The sequence below is a fragment of the Paraburkholderia sp. genome (assembly GCF_047605525.1).
GTDB lineage: Bacteria > Pseudomonadota > Gammaproteobacteria > Burkholderiales > Burkholderiaceae > Paraburkholderia.
In genome coordinates this window covers 57052-80390 of sequence record NZ_JASGFN010000032.1, presented here as the reverse complement: position 1 = coordinate 80390, position 23339 = coordinate 57052, and the positions used below count along the sequence as shown (strand labels likewise).

The following is a 23339-nucleotide window of genomic DNA, read 5'->3' as shown; positions in this document are numbered from 1 at the left end:
AACCGTCCGCCTCGTACGCAGCCCCGCAATTCGCGCCGCCGGAGCGCTGGCCGCGCCGGCAGGCGCGTCGACCGCGGCGGCCGGCGCCGGCGGCGCGAATTGCGGGGCTGCGTACGAGGCGGACGGTTGCACGTAAACCGGCGGCGCATTCTTGACGATGCGGACCTTGCCTTCGCCCTCGGTCACTTCGAGTTCGGAAATGCCGGACTCCGAGACGAGGTCGATCAGAGTTTTGAGTTTACGTAGATCCATCAGGGTGCCCCTTTCAATGCGTAGTGTGCCGGCAGGTGCAAGCGTGCAGTAGCCGGCTCAAATTGGACGTGTTTGGATTCAGCCGCGCGACGAGCCGGCCGCGAGCCGGTCGAGCGCGAATTCGAGCGCATACAGATAGCCCTTCCAGCCGAGGCCGCAAATGACGCCCTCCGCCTGGTCGGAGAAATACGAGTGATGCCGGAATGGTTCGCGGCGATGCACGTTCGACAGATGAATCTCGACGAACGGGATGCCGACCCCCGCCAGTGCGTCCCGAATCGCCACGCTCGTGTGCGTGTACGCGGCGGGATTGATCAGTATGAAATCGGTCTTTTCGGTACGGGCGGCCTGGATGCGGTCGACCAGCGCGCCTTCGTGATTGCTCTGGAACGACGCCAGCTCGACACCGGCGTCGGCGGCGCGGTCAGCGAGCGCCTGATCGATCTGCGGCAAGGTCACGCGACCGTAGACCTCGGGTTCCCGGGTGCCGAGAAGATTGAGGTTGGGCCCGTGCAGTACCAGCAGTCGCGTCATGGTCGCTTCTTTTTCCGTGGAATTGCGCGCACTTTAGCGCTGATTAGAGAAACTTGTCTAGTTTCCCGCGCGTACGGAGTTGCTGCCGGCGTGGCCCGGCGCGAAACCGGAAACGCATCTTCACTCTAATTTGCGGAATTCTCGCGCATTTTTGCTCGTTCTGCGTGGAATCGGGCGCCAAAAGAAGCGGCAACGGAAAAAGTGGAATTTACAGCGCGTCGAGCGTCTGTTTGAGCGCCGCCGGGTCGATCTGGCCCAATTTCGTCGAGCGAATGTTGCCTTTTGCGTCGATCACGACGGTAAACGGCAGGCCGCCCGCATTGTTGCCGAACGCGCGCGCGAGGTCGGCGCCGCCGAAGCCGGTCACGTAAATCGGGTAGGCCACCTTGACCTTCGTGAGGAACGCCTGGATGTTCTTTTCCGAATCGACCCCCAGCCCGACGAACTGGATGCCCTTCTTCGCATACTCACGCTGAATTTGCGAAAGCGCGGGCATTTCCTCGACGCACGGCCCGCACCACGAGGCCCAGAAATTGACGACGACCGGGTGGCCCTTGAGCAGACTGAGCGACTGCGGCTTGCCGTCGACGCTCGTGACGGGCGCGGCCCACAACTGCTGCACCGCGTCCTGATGGGCATCGGGCTGCGCCGCGTACGCGACGTCGGCATCACGATTGAGCCAGTGACTGGCGGCCAGCACCCCGCCGCCCGCGGCGGCCAGCGCGACGACCGCGCCCGCCAGAATCCGTCTCGTGTTCATCGTGTCGTGTTCAGTCTGTTCAATTGGTGAAGGAGGTGACTTCGCCGCCGTCGAGCAGCGCCTGCACCGCCTGCAGATTCGCGCGCGCCGTGCGGCCACGCGCGTCGGCGCGCACCGCGCCGCGCAGGTCGTCGGTCTCGTACAGCGCGAGATGGATGCCGACCGGTCCGGCATCGCGTTCGTCCGTGGGGCGCCACAGGAAGCTCAGTGTCTCGACGTAGCCGCGGCCCGCGAAGTGCCGTGTTTCCGACACGTCGTACTGGACGTTCGCATTCAGCATATAGATGGCGACTTCTTTCGGGTTGTCGCAGAACACCTGCAGATGTACGTCCGAATGCTCGCCGGCCGTGCCGCCGAGTACCGCGCCGGTCAGATACGGATTGAACGGCGCGAGCCGCTCCATCCAGTCGACCGCGATGCGGCGCAGCCGCCGCAGCAGCGCCGGCTGGCTGTCGCCCTGAAAGAGCAACTGATATTCGCGGATTTCTTCTTCGATCTGGTCGTTGTCCGGCAGCCATTCGCCGGCCACACGCGTCTCTCCGACAACCTGCCGGGCCGCTTTGCGCTTCGCCGTCGCGTAGTCCAGACCGTCTTCGGCGATCATGCGCGCAGCCGCGATGGCGATTTCCTCGCGCACGCGCTGCGGATCGAAATGTGATTTGCGAACCATCCGTCCATGATACTAGATAGAGGTTGGCGACGCGGTTTGGCGGCCGCGGCCGGGCGCTGCTCCAGCGGCGCCGCGCGCGGCGTCGGTTACAATGAGCGTCCTTTTGCAGACGGTCGTTCCGGCCGTCCTGCGGCACTCCCATCCCTCGCAAAAAAAACGCCCGCGCGGCACGACAGGCTTATGCACATCCACATCCTCGGCATCTGCGGCACCTTCATGGGCGGGCTCGCGGTGCTCGCGCGCGGCGCGGGCCATACCGTGACCGGCTGCGACGCCGGCGTCTATCCGCCGATGAGCACGCAGCTCGAGGCGCAAGGCATCCGTCTGATCGAGGGTTACGACGCGGACCAGCTGAACGGCCTGAACGCGGACCTGTTCGTGATCGGCAACGTGGTTTCGCGCGGCAACCCGCTGATGGAGGCGATTCTCGACCGCGGGCTGCCGTACGTGTCCGGTCCGCAATGGCTCGGCGAGCACGTGCTGAACGGCAAATGGGTGCTGGCGGTGGCCGGCACGCATGGCAAGACCACCACGAGTTCGATGCTGGCCTGGCTGCTCGAGGACGCCGGCCTCAATCCGGGCTTTCTGATCGGCGGCGTGCCGTTGAATTTCGGCGTGTCCGCGCGCCTCACGGATTCGAGCTTCTTCGTGATCGAAGCCGACGAATACGACACCGCGTTCTTCGACAAGCGCTCGAAGTTCGTCCATTACCGCCCGAAAACGGCGGTGCTGAACAATCTCGAATTCGATCACGCGGACATCTTCCCCGATCTCGCCGCGATCGAAACGCAGTTCCATCATCTGATCCGCACGGTGCCGAGCCTTGGCCGCGTCGTCACCAACGGCCGCGACGATGCGCTCGAACGCGTGCTCACGCGTGGCTGCTGGAGCGAGGTCGAGCGCTTCGGCGTGCAGGGCGGTTGGGAGATTCAGCCGGCCGGGCAGGGCGTGCCGGTCGACGAGCGCTTCGCCGTGTATCACAACGGCGAGCGGGTCGGCATCGTCGACTGGCAGGTGCAGGGCGAGCACAACCGCATGAACGCGCTTGCCGCGATCGCCGCCGCGCGCCACGTCGGCGTGCCGCCCGCGCAGGCCGCGAAGTCGCTGTCCGGCTTTCGCAACGTGAAGCGCCGCATGGAGGTGCGCGGCAGCGTCGACGGCGTGACCGTGTACGACGACTTCGCTCATCATCCGACCGCGATCGAAACCACGGTGGCCGGCTTGCGCGCACGCGTCGGCCACGACAACACGCGGATTCTCGCGGTGCTCGAGCCGCGCTCGAACACGATGAAGCTCGGCGTGATGAAGGCGCAACTGCCGGCGAGTCTCGCCGACGCCGATCTCGTGTTCGGCTACGGCGCGCCGAACGGCCGCGACGCGCTCGGCTGGAATCTCGGCGAGGCGCTCGCGCCGCTCGGCGGCAAGGCGCAGGCGTTCGACAACCTCGATGCGCTCGTCAAAGCCGTGGTCCACGCGGCGCGCCCCGGCGACCAGGTGCTCGTGATGAGCAACGGCGGCTTCGGCGGCGTGCATCAGAAGCTGCTCGACGCCTTGTCCGCGCGAGGCGCGTCATGATTCTCTATCTGCACGGTTTCCGCTCGTCGCCGAATTCGTTCAAGGCGCGCCTGCTCGCGGCGCGTCTCACCGAACTCGGACGCAACGACGAATGGTGCTGTCCGATGCTGCCGGTCTCGCCGTTCGAGACGGTTGCGCTTGTCGAGGCGCTGGTCGGGAAGGCCGGCGCAAAGCGCGTGACGGTGATAGGCAGCTCGCTCGGCGGTTATTTCGCCACGCATCTGGCCGAAAAGCACGGCTGGCCGGCCGTGCTGCTGAACCCGGCGGTCGTGCCGCAGCGCGATCTGAGCGCCTATCTCGGCGAGCAGCCGCTCTGGCACGGCGGCGGCAGCATCGTCGTCGAGCCGCATCATCTGGATGAATTGCACGCGCTCGGCGTCGCGTCGATCACGCGGCCCGAACGCTATTATCTGGTGGCCGCGACCGGCGACGAAGTGCTCGACTATCGCGAAATGCTCGCGCACTATCCGGGCGCGCGCACTACGCTGATCGAAGGCAGCGACCACGCGATCAGCGAGTTCGCGCAGTACGTCGACGAAGTGCTGGCCTTTTGCGACGCGGACCACGTCGAGCCGCCTGCGCCGCGCGAGGCGGCCTGAGGGGATCCGAGGCGGTCCGCGCAGGTTTCACGCGCACGACCGGGCGGCGACGTTATATACATATAGAGATAGAGAGATAGCTCGCCGCCAGTCACGAATTTCAACCCGCCGGCGCGCGCGGTGCGCGCCGCGGATTCATTATCACGAACACGTTGCCGTGCCGCGCACGCAGCGATCGATCGCTGGAGAGGGTCGGGCGCGCCGGCAGATGCAAGTCAGAACGAGAGTATTGAGTGAACGTTTTCTTCGAGGAATCGGGCAGTTTCAAGGCTGGCAGCGTGCTGTCGCGCCAGGGCGAGGCGTTTCAGGTCGAGTTGCCGGGCGGACGGCGCGCGAAGGTGCGCGCGAAGGACGTGCTGATCGAATTCGAGAAGCCGGGCGCGGCCGAATTGATGCAGCAGGCCGACGCCGTCGCGCAGGAGATCGATCTCGACTTCCTGTGGGAATGCGCGCCTGAAGACGAATTCCCGTTCGCGACGCTGGGCGCCGAGTACTTCGGCGACAGCTTCGGCGCGATCGAGCGCGCGGCGCTGGTGCTGCGCATGCACGGCTCGCCGGTGTACTTCCGCCGCAAGGGCCGCGGCATGTACCAGCGCGCGCCCGAGGAGCAACTGAAGATGGCGCTCGCGGGCCTCGAGCGCAAGCGCCAGCAGGCGCTCGTGCAGGCGCAGTACGAGCAGGAGCTGAAGGAAGGCCGTCTGCCGGAAGCGTTCACCGGGGCGAAGGCGCTCGCGCTGCTCACGAAACCCGACAGGAACACGATCGAATACAAGGCGCTCGAAGGTGCCGCGGCCGCGCGCGGCATTTCGCAGGCACGGCTGATGCTCGAATGCGGCGCGATCGCGTCGCCGCGCGCGCTGCACGAGGCGAAATTTCTCTCTGAATTTTTTCCGCACGGCACCGGCTTCCCGCCGGTCGCCGCCGCGACCGTGCCCGACGATCTGCCGCAGGCCGATGTCGAAGCGTTCTCGATCGACGACATCACGACCACCGAAATCGACGACGCGTTCTCGGTCGAGCATCTGGCCGACGGCCGCGTGCGCATCGGCGTGCACATCGCCGCGCCGGCGCTCGGCATCCAGCGCGGCGACGACGTCGATGCGATCGCGCGCGCGCGGCTCTCGACCGTCTATATGCCCGGCGACAAGATCACGATGCTGCCCGACAGTGTCGTCGAGACGTTCACGCTCGCCGAGGGCGGCTATCGCCCGGCGCTGTCGCTGTACGTGATCGTCAATCGCGAGACGCAGGAGATCGTCGCGAGCGAAACGCGCGCCGAGCGCGTGTTCGTGAAGAACAACCTGCGCCACAACACGCTCGACGAAATCGTCACCGAACAGGCGCTCGCCGAAGGCACGGGCGAGTATCCGCACAAGGACGACATCGCCGTGCTGTGGCCGTTCGCCCAGGCGCTGTTCGAAAAGCGCCAGACCGCGCGCGCGGGTTACGGCTTGCGCCGCGAAGTGCAGCGCAATACCGACTTCAATTTCTACGTCGACGGCGAGCACATCACGATCACGCCGCGCCGGCGCGGCTCGCCGCTCGACACGATCGTCGCCGAGCTGGCGATTCTCGCGAACTCGTCGTGGGGCGCGTTCCTGCACGATCACGGCGTGCCTGGCATCTACCGCACGCAGCGCGCGTTCGGCGCGCCGAGCGGTCCGAAGCGCACGCGCATGCAGACCAACGCCGCGCCGCACGAAGGGCTCGGCGTCGCGCAGTACGCGTGGAGCACGTCGCCGCTGCGCCGCTATGTCGACCTCGTGAACCAGTGGCAGCTGATCGCGTGCGTGCAGCACGGCGTGACCGCGAAGCTCGCCGCGCCGTTCAAGCCGAAGGACGCCGATCTGTTCGCGGTCGTGCAGGGCTTCGACGACACCTACACCGCGTATGCCGACTATCAGCGCCGCATGGAGTACTTCTGGTGTCTGCGCTGGCTCAGGCAGGAGAACCGCAAGCAGGTGGTCGCGTCGGTCGTGAAGGGCGATCTCGTGCGTCTGGAAGAAATCCCGCTGCTGCTGCACGTGCCGGGCCTCGGCGTGCATGCGCGCGGTACGCGCGTGCAGATGGAAGTGATGTCGATCGACGAACTGACGATCGAAGCGTCGGTGCGTCTGCTGCACGTGCTCGACGCGCCGGCCGTGACGAGCGGCGCTGAAGCCGGAGAAGCGGACGAAGGCGAAGACGAGGAGCTGCTCGACGCCGCCGACGACAGCGCCGAAGGCGAAGCCGAGGCGCAGGCCGAAGCCGATCTCGACGGCAACCCCGGCGACAACACCGACGGCGACGGCCAGGCCGACGCCGCGAGCACGTCCGACGACGAACAACACATCACGGAGCCGGGACGATGAGCGGCAACGCATCACGCGACCGCTACGCGGTCATCGGCAATCCGGTCGGCCACAGCAAGTCGCCGTTCATTCACGGCCGTTTCGCGGCGCAAACCGGCGAGCCGGTCGACTACGCTCACCTGCTCGCGCCGATCGATGCGTTCGTGCCGCACGTGCGCGCGTTCATCGAAGCGGGCGGCCGCGGCCTCAACGTGACCGTGCCGTTCAAGCTCGACGCGCATGCGTTCGCTGACACGCTGTCGCCGCGCGCGGCGGCGGCCGGCGCGGTGAACACGCTGCGCGTCGATGCCGACGGCATCTACGGCGACAACACGGACGGCTTCGGCCTCGTGCGTGACATCGAGGTGAATCTCGGCGTGCCGCTGAAGGGCGCGCGCATCCTGCTGCTCGGCGCGGGCGGCGCCGCGCGCGGCGTGGTGCTGCCGATGCTCGAGCGCGCGCCGCATACGCTGACCATCGTCAACCGCACGGCGGAGAAGGCCGAGGCGCTGGCCGGCCAGTTCGCGCAGGCCGCGCGCGACGCGCAGTGCCGTCTGGCGGGCGGCAGCGCGCGCGCCATCGAGGCGGGCCAGTACGACGTGATCGTCAACGCGACCGCCGGCAGCCTCGACGCATCGCTGCCCGAGTGCGACGAGCACGCGTTCGGCAACGGCACGCTCGCGTACGACATGATGTACGGCGCGCATCCGACGGTTTTCATGGAGCACGCGGCGAAGCTCGGCGCGCGCGGCGCCGACGGTCTCGGCATGCTGGTCGAGCAGGCGGCCGAATCGTTCTACGTGTGGCGCGGCGTGCGTCCGGACGGCGCGCCGGTGCTCGCCGAGCTGCGCGCGCTGCTGAGCGCGCCGTCGCCCGCGTAACGCAGGCGCTTCGCTTCGTTTCACCTCATCACGTTGCGGTACTCATTGCGGTAACTCATCTACTCGAGGACAGAACGCACGATGACAGCGACACGGCGCGCCAGCGGTTCGCGGGGCCAACCCGGCCCGCTGCGCTGGCTCGTCTATCTGATCGCGGTGCTGGCGATCGCGTGGCTCGCGACGCAAGCGTTCTACTTCACGCAGATCGCAATCTGGAACGTCGTCAATCCGCGTTCGACCGCGTTCATGCGTTCGGACGCGTGGCGCCTGTCGCAGGATCGGCCGGATCTGTCGGTGCAGCGCACCTGGGTGCCGTACGAGCAGATTTCGCGCAACCTGAAGCGCGCGATCATCGCATCCGAGGACGCGAACTTCGTCAACAACAACGGCTACGAAACCGATGCGATCCTGCAGGCGTGGGAACGCAACAAGGCGAAGGGCCGGATCGTGCGCGGCGGCTCGACGATCACGCAGCAGCTCGCGCGCAACCTGTTCCTGTCGCGCGAGAAGAGCTATATCCGCAAGGGCCAGGAGCTCATCATCACGTGGATGCTCGAAACGCTGATGGACAAGCAGCGGATCTTCGAGATCTATCTGAATTCGGTCGAGTGGGGTAACGGCGTCTACGGCGCTGAGGCGGCCGCGCAGTATTACTACAAGACCTCGGCCGCGAAGCTCACCGCCGCGCAGTCGGCGCGTCTTGCCGTGATGCTGCCGCGCCCGAAATATTTCGACGAACACCGGAATTCGGCCTATCTGGCGCAGCGCGCGCGCGTGATCGCACGGCGCATGGGCGCGGCCGAATTGCCGGACTGAGCGTGCGCCCGCCGCCAGCGCCCCCAGCCGCAAACTCTTGTATTCCCACCCTCCAAAGCCCGCCGCGCGCGGGCTTTTTTGCGTGCTGCCTGCGTTCGGACGAGGCGCGCCAGGTAATCACTAAACCGCTGATCGACAACTAAAATCCTACTATATGGACTCAACATTCACATATTGGTGATTCTCGAAAGTCGCCCTACAATCCAACCCAACACGCACCGCGAGTCAGGGCGCCAGGCTCTTCGACGACGCGAATAGCGACAGAAAAAACCGGAGACGAGGCCAACCATGTCTGGCAGCCAACGAGAGCAGCCGCGCGAGCGCGGTGTCGCAAGCATGTCCGCGCAGCATCTTTCCGAGCTTGTCTCCGGCCCCGCGCGCTAAGCGCAAAAAACCATCCGAAAGCGAATCGCCATGAACAAAGCGATGCCCATTCACGACGTCAGTACGGCCGACGCCGCCGAGGCGCCGAACGCCCCGGTGAATACCGCGGCGAACCCCGCGTCCGATCCCGCGCCGCGCGAGGCCGCCACCGTCGCCCATGCCGCTGCTGGCGCCACCGCCACCGCGCGGGCAGCACGCCCCGTCGCGCGCGCGGCGACCGTCGACGGACTCGGGCTGCCCGTCACGCTGCTCGAGATCACGCCGCAACAGGCCGGCACGCAGACGCTGTTGCGCGGTCTCGCGATTCTCGAAGCGGCGGCGGCGGGCGTGCGCGATCTGCGCAGCTTCGGCGCCGCGCTCGGCACCACCCGCAGCACCACGCACCGGCTCGTGAGCAGCCTCGTGCAGGCGCGCTATCTGCGCCAGGTGCAGGGCGGCTATCTGCTCGGGCCGAAGCTGATCGAGCTCGGCACGATCGCACTCGAACAGATGCCGCTCACGGCCGTCGCGCGTCCGCATCTGGAGTCGCTTGCCGAGCAGACGCTCGACACGATCCACCTCGGCGTGCGCGACGGCGACGACGTGCTCTACATCGACAAGATTCCCGGCACGCGCGGCCTCGAAATGCGCTCGCGCGTCGGCCACCGGATGCCGCTCGCGTCGACCGGCATCGGCAAGGCGATGATGCTCGACCTCGCGCCGGACGCATGGCAGTCGCTGTTCGACGCGTCGCGCCGCGCGCTCGCGGGCGTGAGCTTCAAGCCCGACAACCGCCCCGACGCGCCGACCTTCATGCAACGCATGACGAACTATGCGGCCGGCGGCTACACGTTCGACCTCGAGGAGAACGAGGCGTCGATTCGCTGTGTCGCGGCGCCGGTGCGCGACGCGTCGGGTGCGATCGTCGCGGCGCTGTCGGTCGCGAGCACGATTCCGTATATGCCGCACGAACGCATGGACGAGCTGATTCCAATCGTGCAGCGCGAGGCGCGCGCGATCTCGGAAGAACTCGGCTGGCGCGCTCCGCAACCGGCCGCTCGCAGGATCAAGCGATGAAACAGGCGGGCACCGCCACACTGGCGAACCACGAGCGAGCCGCCGATACCGGCGCGGACGTCGACACGGACGCCACCGCCGCCGACACCGCCGACTTTGCGAGCGCCGCGTTGATCGCGCTCGACTGGGGCACGACGTCGCTGCGCGCGTATCTGTTCGATGCGCACGGCCGTGTGCTGGCGACGCGCGCGTCGACGGCCGGCATCATGAATCTGCCGCGCGGCACCGCCGACGGCGGCTTCGACGCCGCGTTCGACGACGCCTGCGGCGCGTGGCTCCAGCACGCGCGCGGCACGCCGGTGATCGCGGCGGGGATGGTCGGCAGCGCGCAGGGCTGGCTCGAGGCGCCGTATGTCGAGACGCCCGCGAATGCCGATGCGCTGGTGGCCGGTATCGTCCGCGTAAAGGCGGCGAGCGGCGCGACGCTGCATATCGTGCCGGGCGTGCTGCAGCGTGGCGAGCTACCCAACGTGATGCGCGGCGAGGAGACGCAGATTTTCGGCGCGCTCGGCGAGGACGCACGTGATACGAACGGCGCGAACGGTGCGAATGGCGCGAAGAGTGCAAACAGCGCTGGCGCCCGCTCGCTGATCGGCCTGCCGGGCACGCACGCGAAATGGGCGGTCGTCGAGGCGGGGCGCATCGAGCGCTTCCATACGTTCATGACCGGCGAAGTGTTCGCCGCGCTGCGCGAGCACACGATCCTCGGCCGCACGATGGTCACGCCCGATCGTCCGCAAACCGCAGCTTTTCTGCGCGGCGTGAACATCGCGCGCGAGAAGGGCCAGGCGGGCATGCTCGCGACCGTGTTCAGCACCCGCACGCTCGGCCTCACCGGAGAACTGTCGCGCGAGGCGCAGCCCGATTATCTGTCGGGCCTGTTGATCGGACACGAACTGGCCGGCCTCGACGCGGTGCTCGCGCAGCAGCAAAGCTCGCTCGCGCGGCAGAGTCCGCGCCTGATCGGCAACGAGGCGCTGTGCGAGCGCTACCGCCTCGCGCTCGCGCAATTCGGCTGCCTGCAGGCGGAACCGGTGAAGCACGCGACCGAGCGCGGCCTGTGGCGGGTCGCCGTCGAGGCGGGGCTCGTCGAGCCGTCCGCTCAGGCGGCGCGCGTGGGCTAGCCGCCGGACGACGGCAGCGCCGCTCACGACGCTCACGAAACAAGGAACCGACATGCAACCACACATCAATCTGCCTGCACCGTACATGCCGCACGCGGGTCTGATCGCCGCGTTCGAAGCCTGTCCGCTGATCGCGATCCTGCGCGGCGTGACGCCCGCCGACGCCGCCGACCACGGTCAGGCGCTGTACGAGGCCGGATTTCGCATCGTCGAAGTGCCGCTGAATTCGCCGCAGCCGTTCGACAGCATCACCGCGATCCGCAACGCGCTGCCGGCCGACGCGATCGTCGGCGCGGGCACGGTGCTGCACCCGATGTTCGTCGATGACGTGAAGGCGGCGGGCGGCGAACTCATCGTGATGCCGCATGGCGACCCGGAAGTCGTGATCGCCGCGAAAGCGCAAGGCCTTGCCTGCGCGCCGGGCGTCGCGACGCCGACCGAGGCGTTCATCGCGCTGAAGAACGGCGCGGACGTGCTGAAGATGTTCCCCGCCGAGCAGCTCGGCTGCCAGGTCGTGAAGGCATGGCGCGCGGTGATCGCCGCGCAGGTGCCGCTAGTGCCGGTCGGCGGCATCACGCCGGACAACATGGGACCGTATCTGAGCGCGGGCGCGAACGGCTTCGGGCTCGGCTCGGCGCTTTACAAGCCGGGGCAGAGCGCGGCGGTGAGCGCTTCGCACGCGAAGGCGTTCATCAACGGTTTGCGGATCGCCCGCGCGGGTGCGAAGAAATGAACCGGCTCGCCGGCAAGGCCGCGTTGATCACCGGCGCCGGGCGCGGCATCGGCGCGGCGATTGCGCTCGCGTTCGCGCGCGAGGGCGCGGCGCTGGTGCTGGCCGAGCTCGACATCGAATCGGCGCGCCGCACGGCCGCGCAGATCGAAGGACAAACAGGGGGGCGCGTGCTCGCGGTCGAGACTGACGTGACGCAGGCAGCCTCGGTGCAACAAGCGGTAAGCGAAGGCGAACGCGCGTTCGGCGCGCTGGACGTGCTGGTCAACAACGCGGGCATCAACGTGTTCTGCGATCCGCTGACGATGAGCGACGCCGACTGGCGGCGCTGCTTCGCGGTCGATCTCGACGGCGTGTGGAACGGCTGCCGCGCGGTGCTGCCGGGCATGGTCGAACGCGGCGCGGGCAGCATCGTGAACATCGCGTCGACGCACGCGTTCAGGATCATTCCGGGCTGCTTTCCGTACCCGGTCGCGAAGCACGGTGTGATCGGCCTGACGCGCGCGCTCGGCATCGAATACGCACCGCGCAACGTGCGCGTCAACGCGATTGCGCCAGGCTACATCGAAACGCAGTTGACGCACGACTGGTGGAACGAACAGGCCGATCCGGCCGCCGCGCGGCAGGCGACGCTCGATCTGCAGCCGATGAAGCGCATCGGCCGTCCGGAGGAAGTGGCGATGACCGCGGTATTTCTCGCGTCGGACGAGGCGCCGTTCATCAACGCGAGCTGCATCACCGTCGATGGCGGACGCTCGGCGCTGTATCACGACTGAGCGGCAACCCACGAGCGCCCGCCGGCCACGCACGGCGGCGCGCACGGAACACCGGACGACGCGCTGGCCGCGTGTGTCAGACCGGTACAAGAAGACGCGGCCAATACCTTCTCGTTATCAATTAGTCAGGAGACACGCATCATGAAACGCAGAATTTTCCTCACGCTGGCAGCCGCCGCGGCGGGTGTGCTCTTCAACGCTCCGGTCGTGCAGGCCGCCGATCAGGTCAAGATCGGCTTCCTCGTGAAGCAGCCGGAAGAACCGTGGTTCCAGGACGAATGGAAGTTCGCCGAAATGGCCGCCAAGGAGAAAGGCTTCACGCTCGTGAAGATCGGCGCGCCGTCGGGCGAGAAGGTGATGAGCGCGATCGACAACCTCGCCGCGCAGAAAGCGCAGGGCTTCGTGATCTGCACGCCCGACGTCAAGCTCGGGCCGGGCATCGTCGCGAAAGCGAAGGCCGACGGCCTGAAGATGATGACGGTCGACGACCGCCTCGTCGACGGTTCGGGCAAGCCGATTGCATCGGTGCCGCATATGGGCATCTCCGCGTACAACATCGGCAAGCAGGTCGGCGACGGCATCGCCGCCGAAATCAAGAAGCGCGGCTGGGACATGAAGGACGTCGGCGCGATCGACGTGACCTACGAGCAGTTGCCGACCGCGCATGACCGCACCACCGGCGCGACCGACGCGCTGGTCGCCGCGGGCTTCCCGAAGGCGAACGTGATCGCCGCGCCGCAGGCGAAGACCGACACGGAAAACGCGTTCAACGCCGCCAACATCGCGCTGACGAAGAACCCGCAATTCAAGCACTGGGTCGCCTACGGCCTGAACGACGAAGCCGTGCTCGGCGCGGTGCGCGCGGCGGAAGGCCGCGGCTTCAAGGCCGACAACATGATCGGCATCGGCATCGGCGGTTCGGACTCGGCGTTGAACGAGTTCAAGAAGCCGCAGCCCACGGGCTTCTACGGCACCGTCATCATCAGCCCGAAGCGCCACGGCGAGGAAACCTCGGAGCTGATGTACGACTGGATCACGCAGGGCAAGGAGCCGCCGATGCTCACGCTGACGACCGGCATGCTGGCCACGCGCGACAACGTCGGCGAAGTGCGCGAGAAGATGGGTCTCGCGTCGAAGTAAGCGCAAGTCTTGCGGCGACATGAAGCACACCGCCGGCGCGCCGGCGGCGACAGAAGATCCGTAGTAGAGAGACGGACCGCGCGCGGCGGCGTCCATCCGGTATGAAGGGTGGCGCACGCCGCCCGGCGGCCCACATGAAGCAACAGGAGGCGAAGTGTCAGCGACGCTACGTTTTGACAATATCGGCAAAGTCTTTCCAGGCGTGCGCGCGCTCGACGGTGTGTCCTTCGACGTCAACGCCGGCCAGGTCCACGGCCTGATGGGCGAAAACGGCGCGGGAAAATCGACGCTGCTGAAGATTCTCGGCGGCGAGTACCAGCCCGATTCCGGCCGCATGATGATCGACGGCAACGAGGTGCGCTTTCCGAGCGCCGCCGCGTCGATCGGAGCCGGTATTGCGGTGATTCACCAGGAACTGCAATACGTACCCGACCTCACGGTCTCGGAAAACCTGCTGCTCGGCCAGTTGCCGAACGCGCTCGGCTGGGTCAACAAGCGCGAGGCGAAGCGCTTCGTGCGCGAACGGCTCGAAGCGATGGGCGTTGCGCTCGACCCGAACGCGAAGCTGCGCAAGCTGTCGATCGCGCAGCGCCAGATGGTCGAGATCTGCAAGGCACTGATGCGCAACGCGCGCGTGATCGCGCTCGACGAGCCGACCAGCTCGCTGTCGCATCGCGAGACCGAGGTGCTGTTCAAGCTGGTGCGCGATCTGCGCGCCGGCAACCGCGCGATGATCTACATCTCGCACCGCATGGACGAAATCTACGAGCTGTGCGATTCGTGCACGATTTTCCGCGACGGCCGCAAGGTCGCGTCGCATGCGACGCTCGCGGGCGTGTCGCGCGACACGATCGTCAGCGAGATGGTCGGGCGCGAGATTTCGGACATTTATAGCTATTCGGCGCGGCCGCTCGGCGAAGTGCGCTTCGCGGCGAAGGCGATCGAGGGGCATCCGCTCGCGCAGCCGGCGAGCTTCGAGGTGCGGCGCGGCGAGATCGTCGGTTTCTTTGGACTCGTCGGCGCGGGCCGCAGCGAGCTGATGCACCTGGTGTACGGCGCCGAGCACCGCAAGGGCGGCGAGCTGATGCTCGACGGCAAGCCGATCAAGGTGCGCAGCGCGGGCGAGGCGATTAAACACGGCATCGTGCTGTGCCCGGAAGACCGCAAGGAAGAGGGCATCGTCGCGATGGCGAGCGTCGCGGAGAACATCAATATCAGTTGCCGGCGTCATTACCTGCGCGCGGGCGTGTTCCTCGATCGCAAGAAAGAAGCGCAGACCGCGGACCGCTTCATCAAGCTGCTGAAGATCAAGACGCCGCACCGCCGCCAGAAAATCCGCTTCCTGTCGGGCGGCAACCAGCAGAAGGCGATTCTGTCGCGCTGGCTCGCCGAGCCCGATCTGAAGGTCGTAATTCTCGACGAGCCGACGCGCGGCATCGACGTCGGCGCGAAACACGAGATCTATAACGTGATCTATCAGCTCGCGGAGCGCGGCTGCGCGATCGTGATGATTTCGTCGGAGCTGCCGGAAGTGCTCGGCGTGTCCGACCGGATCGTCGTGATGCGCCAGGGCCGTATTTCCGGCGAGCTCGCGCGCAAGGACGCGACCGAGCAGTCGGTGCTGAGCCTCGCGCTGCCGCAAAGCTCGACCGCGCTGCCCGACGCCGCTGACCATGCGAGTACCGCGCAGCACGCGGCCTGAACCTTATCCGGACACACGTCCGCAGCAACCCGTGGGGAACGGGAGGAGTATTGAACATGCAAGCCAGAGAAAACCTCGCGCAACAGGCCGCCAGGAGCGCGGCCGACGCGCTGATTCCGCAGGCCGGCGACAAGGCGAAGTGGTGGCAGCAGATCACCGAGTACAGCCTGATCGTGATCTTCGTCGTGATGTTCGTCACGATGTCGCTGACCGTCGACCATTTCTTCTCGATCGAGAACATGCTCGGCCTCGCGCTGTCGATCTCGCAGATCGGCATGGTCGCGTGCACGATGATGTTCTGCCTCGCGTCGCGCGACTTCGATCTGTCGGTGGGCTCGACCGTCGCGTTCGCCGGCGTGTTGTGCGCGATGGTGCTCAACGCAACCGGCAACACCTTCATCGCGATCGTCGCGGCGGTCGTGGCGGGCGGCGTGATCGGCTTCGTCAACGGCGCGGTGATCGCCTATCTGCGCATCAACGCGCTGATCACGACGCTCGCGACGATGGAAATCGTCCGCGGCCTCGGTTTCATCGTGTCGCATGGGCAGGCGGTCGGCGTGTCGTCGGATACGTTCATCGCGCTGGGCGGCCTGACGTTCTTCGGCGTGTCGCTGCCGATCTGGGTCACGCTGATCTGCTTCATCGTGTTCGGCGTGATGCTGAACCAGACGGTGTACGGCCGTAACACGCTCGCGATCGGCGGCAATCCCGAAGCGTCGCGCCTCGCCGGTATCAACGTGGAGCGCACGCGCGTCTACATCTTCCTGATCCAGGGCGCGGTGACCGCGCTCGCCGGCGTGATTCTCGCGTCGCGGATCACGTCGGGTCAGCCGAACGCCGCCGAAGGCTTCGAGCTGAACGTGATCTCCGCGTGCGTGCTCGGCGGCGTGTCGCTGCTGGGCGGCCGCGCGACGATTTCCGGCGTCGTGATCGGCGTGCTGATCATGGGCACGGTCGAGAACGTGATGAACCTGCTGAACATCGACGCGTTCTACCAGTACCTCGTGCGCGGCGCGATCCTGCTCGCGGCCGTGCTGCTCGACCAGTTGAAGAACCGCGGCGCGCGCGACTGATTCACTTTCATTTCATCCCAGGCTCATTAAAGGAATCGAACGATGTCGTCTCCGGCCAATGCAAACGCCAGTCTCGCGGATACCGCGTACGCGCGCTATCCGAGTCTCGTCGACCGTACGGTGCTGATCACGGGCGGCGCGACCGGCATCGGCGCATCGTTCGTCGAGCACTTCGCGGCGCAGGGCGCGCGCGTCGCGTTCTTCGATATCGACGCGAGCGCGGGCGAAGCGCTCGCCGACCAGCTCGGCGATTCGAAGCACAAGCCGCTGTTTCTCACCTGCGATCTGACCGATATCGACGCGCTGCGAAAAGCGATCGCCGACGTCAAGGCGGCGCTGGGTCCGATCCAGGTGCTCGTCAACAACGCAGCGAACGACAGGCGCCACACGATCGGCGAAGTCACGCCCGAATCGTTCGACGCGGGCATCGCGGTCAATATCCGCCACCAGTTCTTCGCGGCGCAGGCGGTGATGGAGGACATGAAGGCCGCGCGCAGCGGCTCGATCATCAACCTCGGCTCGGTCAGCTGGATGCTGAAGAACGGCGGCTATCCGGTGTACGTGACGTCGAAGTCGGCGGTGCAGGGTCTGACGCGCGGCCTCGCGCGCGACCTCGGACACTTCAATATCCGCGTCAATACGCTGGTGCCGGGCTGGGTGATGACGGAGAAGCAGAAGCGCCTGTGGCTCGACGACACCGGGCGCCGCCAGATCAAGGAAGGGCAGTGCATCGACGCCGAGCTGATGCCGGCCGACCTCGCGCGCATGGCGCTGTTCCTCGCCGCCGACGACAGCCGCATGATCACCGCGCAGGACCTCATCGTCGACGGAGGCTGGGCGTGAGTGCCGGCGCGCGCGTCCAGCAGGCGGCGCTGCTGCTCGACACGAAATGCGAGCTCGGCGAAGGCGCGACCTGGTGCGCGCGCAGCGGCCGCTTCTACTGGACCGACATCGAAGGCGCGCGGCTGTGGCGCTACGATCCGGCCGATGGCCGCAGCGACTCCTTCAGCATGCCTGAGCGGCTTGCCACGTTTGCGCTGTGCGCGAATCCGCGCTATCTGCTGCTCGGGCTCGCGTCGCATCTGGCATTTTTCGATCTGGAGACGGGTGATACGCAACGGATCGTCGACGTCGAGCCTGACATGAACACGCGGGTGAACGACGGACGCTGCGATCGCGAAGGGCGCTTCGTGTTCGGCACCAAGGACGAAAGCGGGCGGCTGCAGCCGGTCGCCGGCTTCTACCGGCTGAATCGCGATCTGTCGCTCGAACGCCTGCCGTTGCCCGCGCCGGCGATTTCGAACAGCATCGCGTTCAGCCCCGACGGCGCGACGATGTACTACTGCGATTCGCCGACGCGCGTCATCCGCGCGTGCGACTACCGCGCGGACGGCGGCATTGCGAACGATCGCGTGTTCACGCGCCTCGCCGACGCAACCGGCATCCCCGATGGCTCGACCGTCGACAGCGACGGCGGCGTGTGGAATGCGCAGTGGGGCGGCGCGCGGGTGGTGCGCTACGGTCCCGACGGCGTAGAAACCGAGCGCGTCGACGTGCCGACCGCGCAGCCGAGCTGCGTCGCGCTGGGCGGTCCCGCCCTCGGGCGACCCGACGGCGGCGCGCGGCTCGACACGCTGTACATCACGAGCGCGTACGCCGAGCTCGATGAGGCGGCGCGCGCGGCCGACACGCTCGCGGGCGGCGTGTTCGTCGCGGTGCTCGCGCGGCGCGGCGTGCCCGAGCCGCAGTTCCAGGGTGCGCCCGTGTAGTCCGGCATGACGCGGCCCCGGCCGCGCGCCGGGGCCGCGAACTTGAAGGTGAATGTAAAGGTGAAGCAGAAGTCGATGTCGCAGTTCCGAAAGCAGTGCGTTGGCAGTGAATCGGCAACAAATCGGCAGCATGCAGTTCGGACCCGAGGCGACCTGTCAGAAAAAATCGCCCGCGGTACCCGTCAGCTCTGACGGCAATGTCCCAAGCCTCTCGATGGAGCCAGATATGACTGTTGCGAATCTCGTTTCAGCCTCGTCCCCAACCTCGCAGAGCCGGCGCTCGCGGCTTGCCGCGGCGGCCAACCCCGTGCTGGCGGGCCCGAGCACATCGGCGGTGGCGCTCGGCGAAGGCAGCGCCGGCGACATCGCGTGCATTACGCTCGCCAACGCGCAATTGCGCCTCGACGTCGCGCCGACGCTCGGCGGCGGCGTGACCCGCTTCGACTGGCGCGACGACGGCGCGCTCACGCCGATCTTCCGGCGCTGCCGCCACGTCGGCCCCGACACGCAGCCGAACCAGCTCGCCTGTTATCCGCTGCTGCCGTATTCGAACCGGATCGGCGGCGGTCATTTCAGCGTCGCGGGACGGCGTGTCGACGTGCCGCGCAACCGCGCCGACGAGCCGCTGCCGATTCACGGCGACGGCTGGCTCGCCGCATGGCAGGTCGTCGACGCGGATCGCGAGCACGTGCGCCTGACGCTCGATCGGCGCGACGGCAAACCGTACGCATTCCGCGCGACGCAAACCTATACGCTCGACGGCCCGACGCTCGTCGTCGCGCTCGAAATCGAAAACGCCGGGCGCGAGACGCTGCCGTTCGGGCTCGGCGTGCATCCGTTCTTCGTGCGCGACGCGGATACCGAGCTGTCGGCGGCGGCGGGTGGCCTGTGGCTGTCCGGCGACGACTGGCTGCCGGTGCGCCACGTGCCGGCGCCGCCCGCGTGGCAGTTCGGCGTCGCGTATCCGTTGCCGGAGACGATCGTCAATCATGCGTTCACCGGCTGGAGCGGCCAGGCGGCGGTGGTGTGGCCGAAGCGCCGGCTGTCGCTGAACATCGCGGCCGATACCGACTATTACGTGCTGTACACGCCGCCGGGCGAGGACTTTTTCTGCTTCGAGCCGGTCGATCATCCGATCAACGCGATGAATCTCGCCGGTGGCGCGAGCGAAAACGGCATGACCTTGCTCAAGCGCGGCGAGCGTCTGACACGCACGTTCCGGTTTACCGTCGAGCGTACGGGTTTGCGGTCGATGCCGGGCGCGAGGGGCGGACGACGGAAGCAGTAGCGGCGTGGTGTGGGCGATGCGCATAGGCGGGTAAAATACGCGCGACTTCCGACTACCGGCTCGCCGCGACACACACCATGTCCAACTTCATCCAGACACTCAACGACGCCTGGCGGCGCACCAACTCGCTGCTGTGCGTCGGCCTCGATCCCGAGCCCGGCAAATTTCCCGGCGCGCTCGCGGGCCGCGCCGACGCGATTTTCGAGTTCTGCCGCACGATCGTCGATGCGACCGCGCAGTACGCGTCGTCGTTCAAGCCGCAGATCGCCTACTTCGCCGCGCATCGCGCGGAAGACCAGCTCGAGCAACTGATCGCCCACATTCACGCAAGCCATCCGGGTCTGCCGGTGATTCTCGACGCGAAGCGCGGCGACATCGGCAGCACCGCCGAGCAGTACGCGCGCGAGGCGTTCGAGCGCTATGAGGCCGACGCGGTGACCGTCAATCCGTACATGGGGTTCGACTCGATCGAGCCGTATCTCGAGCACGCAGGCAAGGGCGTGATCGTGCTGTGCCGTACGTCGAACGCAGGCGGCTCCGATCTGCAGTTCATCGAGACGGGCGGGCGGCCGCTTTATCAGGTCGTCGCGCAACTGGCGGCGCAGAAATGGAACGCGAGCGGCCAGCTCGGGCTCGTGGTCGGCGCGACCTTCCCGAAAGAGATCGAGGTGGTGCGCGGGATCGTCGGCGATATGCCGCTGCTGATTCCGGGCATCGGCGCGCAAGGCGGCGACGTGCAGGCCACCGTGACCGCCGGGCGGACCGCGAATGGTACCGGCATGCTGATCAATTCGTCGCGCGCGATCATCTATGCGGGCAAGGGCGACGATTTCGCCGACGCGGCGGCACGGGCCGCGAAGGAAACGCGCGACCGGATCAACGCGTTCCGGTGAGGTTGAGGGGCGTGACGGCGGTGTCGCCGCCATTTCCGGGTTCAAACTGACCCGATCGACTGTCCACGCTGCGGATGCCGCGCGGTGAGCGCATCGGCGTGCGTGAGCCGGGAAGTGGGCGCGGATAAGCGCGGCGCCAGCCCCGCTAGGCCGCTGGCCCCAGCCGCCCGATCAACGCCGCATGCCGCGGATGCCGTGCCTTCAGCGCGCCGACGTCCGCGAGCTCGAACTCGCTGAATTCGAATCCCGGTGCAACCGTGCAGCCGACCAGCGCGAACGATGCCGCATCGGCGCACTCCGCCGCGAACCACGAGCCCGCCGGCACCACCGCCTGATACACGGTATCGGGATGCGTGAGCGGATTGCCGAGCTGGTGCGTGGCGAGCGCGCCGCTTCCGCCGTCCCCGCCATCTTCGTCGAGCACGTGGACGTGCAGCGGCTCGCCGGCATAGAAATGCCAGACCTCGTCGGAGCGGATCCGATGCCACGCCGAGTGCGCGCCGTCGCACAGCAGGTAGTAAATCGCGGTCGACGCCGCGCGCGTGACGGCCGGCTCGCCATCACGCAGCACGCGCGTGGCCGAGCGGTACGTCTCCGAGAAAAAACCGCCTTCAGGATGCGGTTTCAGAGCGAGGCGGCGGATCAGTTTGTCCGCGATCGGGCGCGAATCCCGCATGTGTCCGCCTTTTGAGTGAGAGTCGATAAAGGGTCGGGCGCGGCTCAATGCTCGCGTTCGTCGAGCAGCGCGAGCACGCCGCGCAACGCGTGAGCGGCGGCCTGTACGCGAATCTGCTCGCGATCGCCCTTGAAAATCTTCGTTTCCACCGACGTATGCAGCCGGTTGCTCCAGCCGAACGAGACCATGCCGACCGGCTTGGTTTCGGTGCCGCCGCCCGGTCCCGCGACGCCGGTGATCGACAGCGACACCTGCGCGCGGCTGTTGCGCAGCGCGCCTTCGGCCATCGCGCGCGCGACCGGTTCGCTGACCGCGCCGTGCCTGTCGATCAGATCGGCCGGCACGCCGATCATTTCGCTTTTCGCCTGGTTCGAATACGTGACGAAGCCGCGCTCGAACCAGCCGCTGCTGCCGGAAATATCGGTGATCGCGGTCGCGACCATGCCGCCCGTGCAGGACTCCGCGGTGACGAGCATCAGGCGCTCGTCGCGCAGACGGTTGCTCACGCGGATCGCAAGCTGATGAACGACGGAATCGGTAGGCATGGCGTCAATCCGGAAAACAGGGCCCGCCGTGAGGCACGGCAAAGAGCGATGGCCCGGCGGCGATTAAAAGGGAGTCAAACCGGAGTCAAACCGACATGCGCCACAGCGCGATCACGAGCAGCGTAAAGAATGCGGCGATCAGGTCATCGAACATGATGCCAAAGCCACCTTTCAGACGGCGGTCGAAATAGCCGATCGGCGGCGGTTTCACCATGTCGAAGAAGCGGAAGGTGATGAATGCCCACAACTGGCCGGTGAGCGTGGCGGGCGTGACCATCAGCAGCACGAGCCAGAACGCGACGATTTCGTCCCACACGACCGCCGACGGATCCTCGATGCCGAGCCGCTTCGCGGTAAAACCGCACAGCGCGATGCCGCCGATAAAGCCGATCCCGATCAGCGCGCCCCATTCGATCACCGTCAGATAGCGGTTCAGCACCACGAACGACGCCCACGCGAACAGCGTGCCGACGGTCCCCGGCGCGACCGGCGACAGACCGCTGCCGAAACCGAGCGACAGGATATGCCACGGATGCGACAGCATGAAGCGCGCGGTGGCGCGGCGCGGCTGCTGCGGCTTGGGTGTGGGTGGTCCGGACGGCTGGGGCGACCGGCCGCCGATGAAATCGTCGGCGGGGCCGAGCGAAGGGTCATTCTGCATGAAAGTGATCGAAACCTTGCAGCGTCAGAGTGAGCGGCGCGCCGGCGGCATTGCGCCACGCGATGGCGGGGCGGCCGGTGACCGCCTCGAGTGCGTTTATTGTACCGATGCGTGTGACCGGCACGGCTGCCTCGCGCGCGGCGGCTTGCACCGCGGCGCGCGCCGCGGCGGGCGCGGTGAAGCACAACTCGTAGTCGTCGCCGCCCGCGAGTGTGCAGCGCTGCTGGATCTCGGGCGCGAGGCGGCGCAGCGCATCCGAGCGCGGGACCGCGTCGATGTCGACGGTGGCGCGCATCGACGAGCGCTCGAGGATATGCAGCAGATCGCCCGCGAGGCCGTCCGACAGATCGAGCGCCGCATGCGCGATGCCGCGCAGCGCGAGGCCCAGCGCGATGCGCGGCTCCGGGCGCTCCATTGCATGACGGAAGGTGGCGGCGTCGGCGGCATCGACGGTCCACTCGCCACGCTGCACGCCGAGGCCCGCGCGCGCATCGCCGAGCGTGCCGGAAATCCAGATGTCGTCGCCGGGTTTGGCGGCGTCACGGCGCAGCGCCCGTTGCGGCGGCACGCTGCCGAACACCGTAATGCACAGATTCAGCGGACCGCCCGTCGTATCGCCGCCGATCAGCTCGCAAGCGTAACGCTCAGCCAGCCCGAGGAGGCCTTCGCTGAACGCGGCAAGCCATGCTTCGTCGGCTTTCGGCAGTGAAAATGCCAGCGTGAACGCTTGCGGCTGCGCGCCCATCGCGGCGAGGTCCGACAGATTGACCGCGAGCGCCTTGTGGCCGAGTGCCTCGGGGTCGACATCGGCGAAAAAATGGCGGCCTTCTACGAGCATGTCCGTGGAAATGGCCAGCATCTCGCCGGGGCGCGGCGCGAGCAGCGCGCAATCATCGCCGATGCCGAGCATGTCGCCCGGCGTGTTGGACGGTCGTGCCGCGGCGGCACGGCGGGCGAAGAAACGATCGATCAGCGAAAACTCGGAAAGCATGGTGGTGGACGATGAGCGGAGAACGATGGAGAGCAGGCGTCGCTCGAGGCTTTGGATTTTTGACGATGGCAGGCGCCGGTGCCGGGCGACGGCCACGCAAACCACGCCGCATCG

General features: G+C 67.1%; 23 protein-coding genes and 1 pseudogene. 16 read left to right on the top strand and 8 right to left on the bottom strand.

Annotated features, from left to right (window positions below):
• From QM685_RS32710 to QM685_RS32695, 4 genes and pseudogenes are all read right to left on the bottom strand, one after another.
• Positions 1 to 252, bottom strand: a pseudogene (locus tag QM685_RS32710) (acetyl-CoA carboxylase biotin carboxyl carrier protein); the annotation flags it as partial.
• Between the two features lie 78 nt (positions 253 to 330).
• Complete coding sequence (aroQ, locus tag QM685_RS32705; protein WP_175149027.1) at positions 331 to 786, bottom strand: type II 3-dehydroquinate dehydratase; 456 nt, start codon at positions 784 to 786, stop codon at positions 331 to 333.
• A gap of 208 nt (positions 787 to 994) precedes the next feature.
• On the bottom strand, positions 995 to 1546 hold the full coding sequence (locus QM685_RS32700) for a TlpA family protein disulfide reductase (RefSeq protein WP_415123314.1): 552 nt from the start codon (positions 1544 to 1546) through the stop codon (positions 995 to 997).
• 19 nt (positions 1547 to 1565) lie between these two features.
• Positions 1566 to 2216, bottom strand: coding sequence for a UDP-N-acetylmuramate--alanine ligase (locus QM685_RS32695; RefSeq protein ID WP_415123312.1), 651 nt, complete (start codon positions 2214 to 2216; stop codon positions 1566 to 1568).
• Between the two features lie 180 nt (positions 2217 to 2396).
• Between QM685_RS32695 and mpl the strand changes: the two genes are divergently transcribed.
• The 16 genes from mpl (at position 2397) to pyrF (ending at position 20352) form a co-directional block, all read left to right on the top strand.
• On the top strand, positions 2397 to 3791 hold the full coding sequence (gene mpl, locus QM685_RS32690; protein ID WP_415123310.1) for a UDP-N-acetylmuramate:L-alanyl-gamma-D-glutamyl-meso-diaminopimelate ligase: 1395 nt from the start codon (positions 2397 to 2399) through the stop codon (positions 3789 to 3791).
• On the top strand, positions 3788 to 4390 hold the full coding sequence (locus QM685_RS32685; protein ID WP_415123308.1) for a YqiA/YcfP family alpha/beta fold hydrolase: 603 nt from the start codon (positions 3788 to 3790) through the stop codon (positions 4388 to 4390). The genes mpl and QM685_RS32685 overlap by 4 nt, the downstream gene beginning before the upstream one ends.
• Before the next feature lie 233 nt (positions 4391 to 4623).
• Positions 4624 to 6741, top strand: coding sequence for a ribonuclease catalytic domain-containing protein (locus tag QM685_RS32680; protein WP_415123306.1), 2118 nt, complete (start codon positions 4624 to 4626; stop codon positions 6739 to 6741).
• On the top strand, positions 6738 to 7601 hold the full coding sequence (gene aroE, locus QM685_RS32675; RefSeq protein ID WP_415123304.1) for a shikimate dehydrogenase: 864 nt from the start codon (positions 6738 to 6740) through the stop codon (positions 7599 to 7601). Before QM685_RS32680 ends, aroE begins: the two co-directional genes overlap by 4 nt.
• Positions 7602 to 7682: 81 nt before the next feature.
• Positions 7683 to 8417 (top strand): monofunctional biosynthetic peptidoglycan transglycosylase, encoded by a 735-nt coding sequence (gene mtgA / locus QM685_RS32670; RefSeq protein ID WP_415123302.1) that lies wholly within the window; start codon positions 7683 to 7685, stop codon positions 8415 to 8417.
• A gap of 414 nt (positions 8418 to 8831) precedes the next feature.
• Positions 8832 to 9857 (top strand): IclR family transcriptional regulator, encoded by a 1026-nt coding sequence (locus QM685_RS32665; RefSeq protein ID WP_415123300.1) that lies wholly within the window; start codon positions 8832 to 8834, stop codon positions 9855 to 9857.
• Entirely contained in the window at positions 9854 to 10981 is a 1128-nt protein-coding gene (locus QM685_RS32660; protein WP_415123298.1) for a 2-dehydro-3-deoxygalactonokinase, read from the top strand. The genes QM685_RS32665 and QM685_RS32660 overlap by 4 nt, the downstream gene beginning before the upstream one ends.
• Before the next feature lie 52 nt (positions 10982 to 11033).
• Positions 11034 to 11714 carry a 2-dehydro-3-deoxy-6-phosphogalactonate aldolase gene (locus QM685_RS32655; protein WP_415123296.1) on the top strand — a complete coding sequence of 227 codons (681 nt, stop codon included), beginning with the start codon at positions 11034 to 11036 and terminating at the stop codon, positions 11712 to 11714.
• On the top strand, positions 11711 to 12487 hold the full coding sequence (locus tag QM685_RS32650; protein ID WP_415123294.1) for an SDR family oxidoreductase: 777 nt from the start codon (positions 11711 to 11713) through the stop codon (positions 12485 to 12487). Before QM685_RS32655 ends, QM685_RS32650 begins: the two co-directional genes overlap by 4 nt.
• A gap of 141 nt (positions 12488 to 12628) precedes the next feature.
• Positions 12629 to 13627 carry an arabinose ABC transporter substrate-binding protein gene (locus QM685_RS32645; RefSeq protein WP_415123292.1) on the top strand — a complete coding sequence of 333 codons (999 nt, stop codon included), beginning with the start codon at positions 12629 to 12631 and terminating at the stop codon, positions 13625 to 13627.
• Positions 13628 to 13781: 154 nt separating this feature from the next.
• On the top strand, positions 13782 to 15329 hold the full coding sequence (araG, locus tag QM685_RS32640; RefSeq protein WP_415123290.1) for an L-arabinose ABC transporter ATP-binding protein AraG: 1548 nt from the start codon (positions 13782 to 13784) through the stop codon (positions 15327 to 15329).
• A 56-nt stretch (positions 15330 to 15385) separates the two neighbouring features.
• The gene (gene araH / locus QM685_RS32635; RefSeq protein ID WP_415123288.1) at positions 15386 to 16402 is read left to right on the top strand and encodes an L-arabinose ABC transporter permease AraH; all 1017 of its coding nucleotides are present in this window, start codon (positions 15386 to 15388) and stop codon (positions 16400 to 16402) included.
• A 42-nt stretch (positions 16403 to 16444) separates the two neighbouring features.
• Positions 16445 to 17245, top strand: a complete 801-nt coding sequence (locus tag QM685_RS32630; protein ID WP_415123286.1) for an SDR family NAD(P)-dependent oxidoreductase — start codon at positions 16445 to 16447, stop codon at positions 17243 to 17245.
• The gene (locus tag QM685_RS32625) at positions 17242 to 18171 is read left to right on the top strand and encodes an SMP-30/gluconolactonase/LRE family protein (protein ID WP_415123284.1); all 930 of its coding nucleotides are present in this window, start codon (positions 17242 to 17244) and stop codon (positions 18169 to 18171) included. Before QM685_RS32630 ends, QM685_RS32625 begins: the two co-directional genes overlap by 4 nt.
• A gap of 226 nt (positions 18172 to 18397) precedes the next feature.
• Positions 18398 to 19459, top strand: coding sequence for an aldose 1-epimerase (locus QM685_RS32620; RefSeq protein WP_415123282.1), 1062 nt, complete (start codon positions 18398 to 18400; stop codon positions 19457 to 19459).
• A 77-nt stretch (positions 19460 to 19536) separates the two neighbouring features.
• Positions 19537 to 20352 (top strand): orotidine-5'-phosphate decarboxylase, encoded by an 816-nt coding sequence (gene pyrF, locus QM685_RS32615; RefSeq protein ID WP_415123280.1) that lies wholly within the window; start codon positions 19537 to 19539, stop codon positions 20350 to 20352.
• Positions 20353 to 20497: 145 nt separating this feature from the next.
• Here pyrF and QM685_RS32610 read toward each other — a convergent pair whose 3' ends face one another.
• The 4 genes from QM685_RS32610 to thiL all read right to left on the bottom strand — a co-directional run bounded on the left by QM685_RS32610 (position 20498) and on the right by thiL (position 23225).
• Positions 20498 to 21028 (bottom strand): cupin domain-containing protein, encoded by a 531-nt coding sequence (locus tag QM685_RS32610; protein WP_415123278.1) that lies wholly within the window; start codon positions 21026 to 21028, stop codon positions 20498 to 20500.
• 44 nt (positions 21029 to 21072) lie between these two features.
• The gene (locus QM685_RS32605; RefSeq protein WP_168667236.1) at positions 21073 to 21573 is read right to left on the bottom strand and encodes a CinA family protein; all 501 of its coding nucleotides are present in this window, start codon (positions 21571 to 21573) and stop codon (positions 21073 to 21075) included.
• Positions 21574 to 21658: 85 nt separating this feature from the next.
• Positions 21659 to 22234: a phosphatidylglycerophosphatase A gene (locus tag QM685_RS32600; protein ID WP_415123276.1), complete on the bottom strand. Its 576-nt coding sequence runs from the start codon at positions 22232 to 22234 to the stop codon at positions 21659 to 21661.
• The gene (gene thiL, locus QM685_RS32595; protein WP_415123274.1) at positions 22224 to 23225 is read right to left on the bottom strand and encodes a thiamine-phosphate kinase; all 1002 of its coding nucleotides are present in this window, start codon (positions 23223 to 23225) and stop codon (positions 22224 to 22226) included. The genes QM685_RS32600 and thiL overlap by 11 nt, the downstream gene beginning before the upstream one ends.
• Positions 23226 to 23339 lie beyond the last annotated feature (114 nt).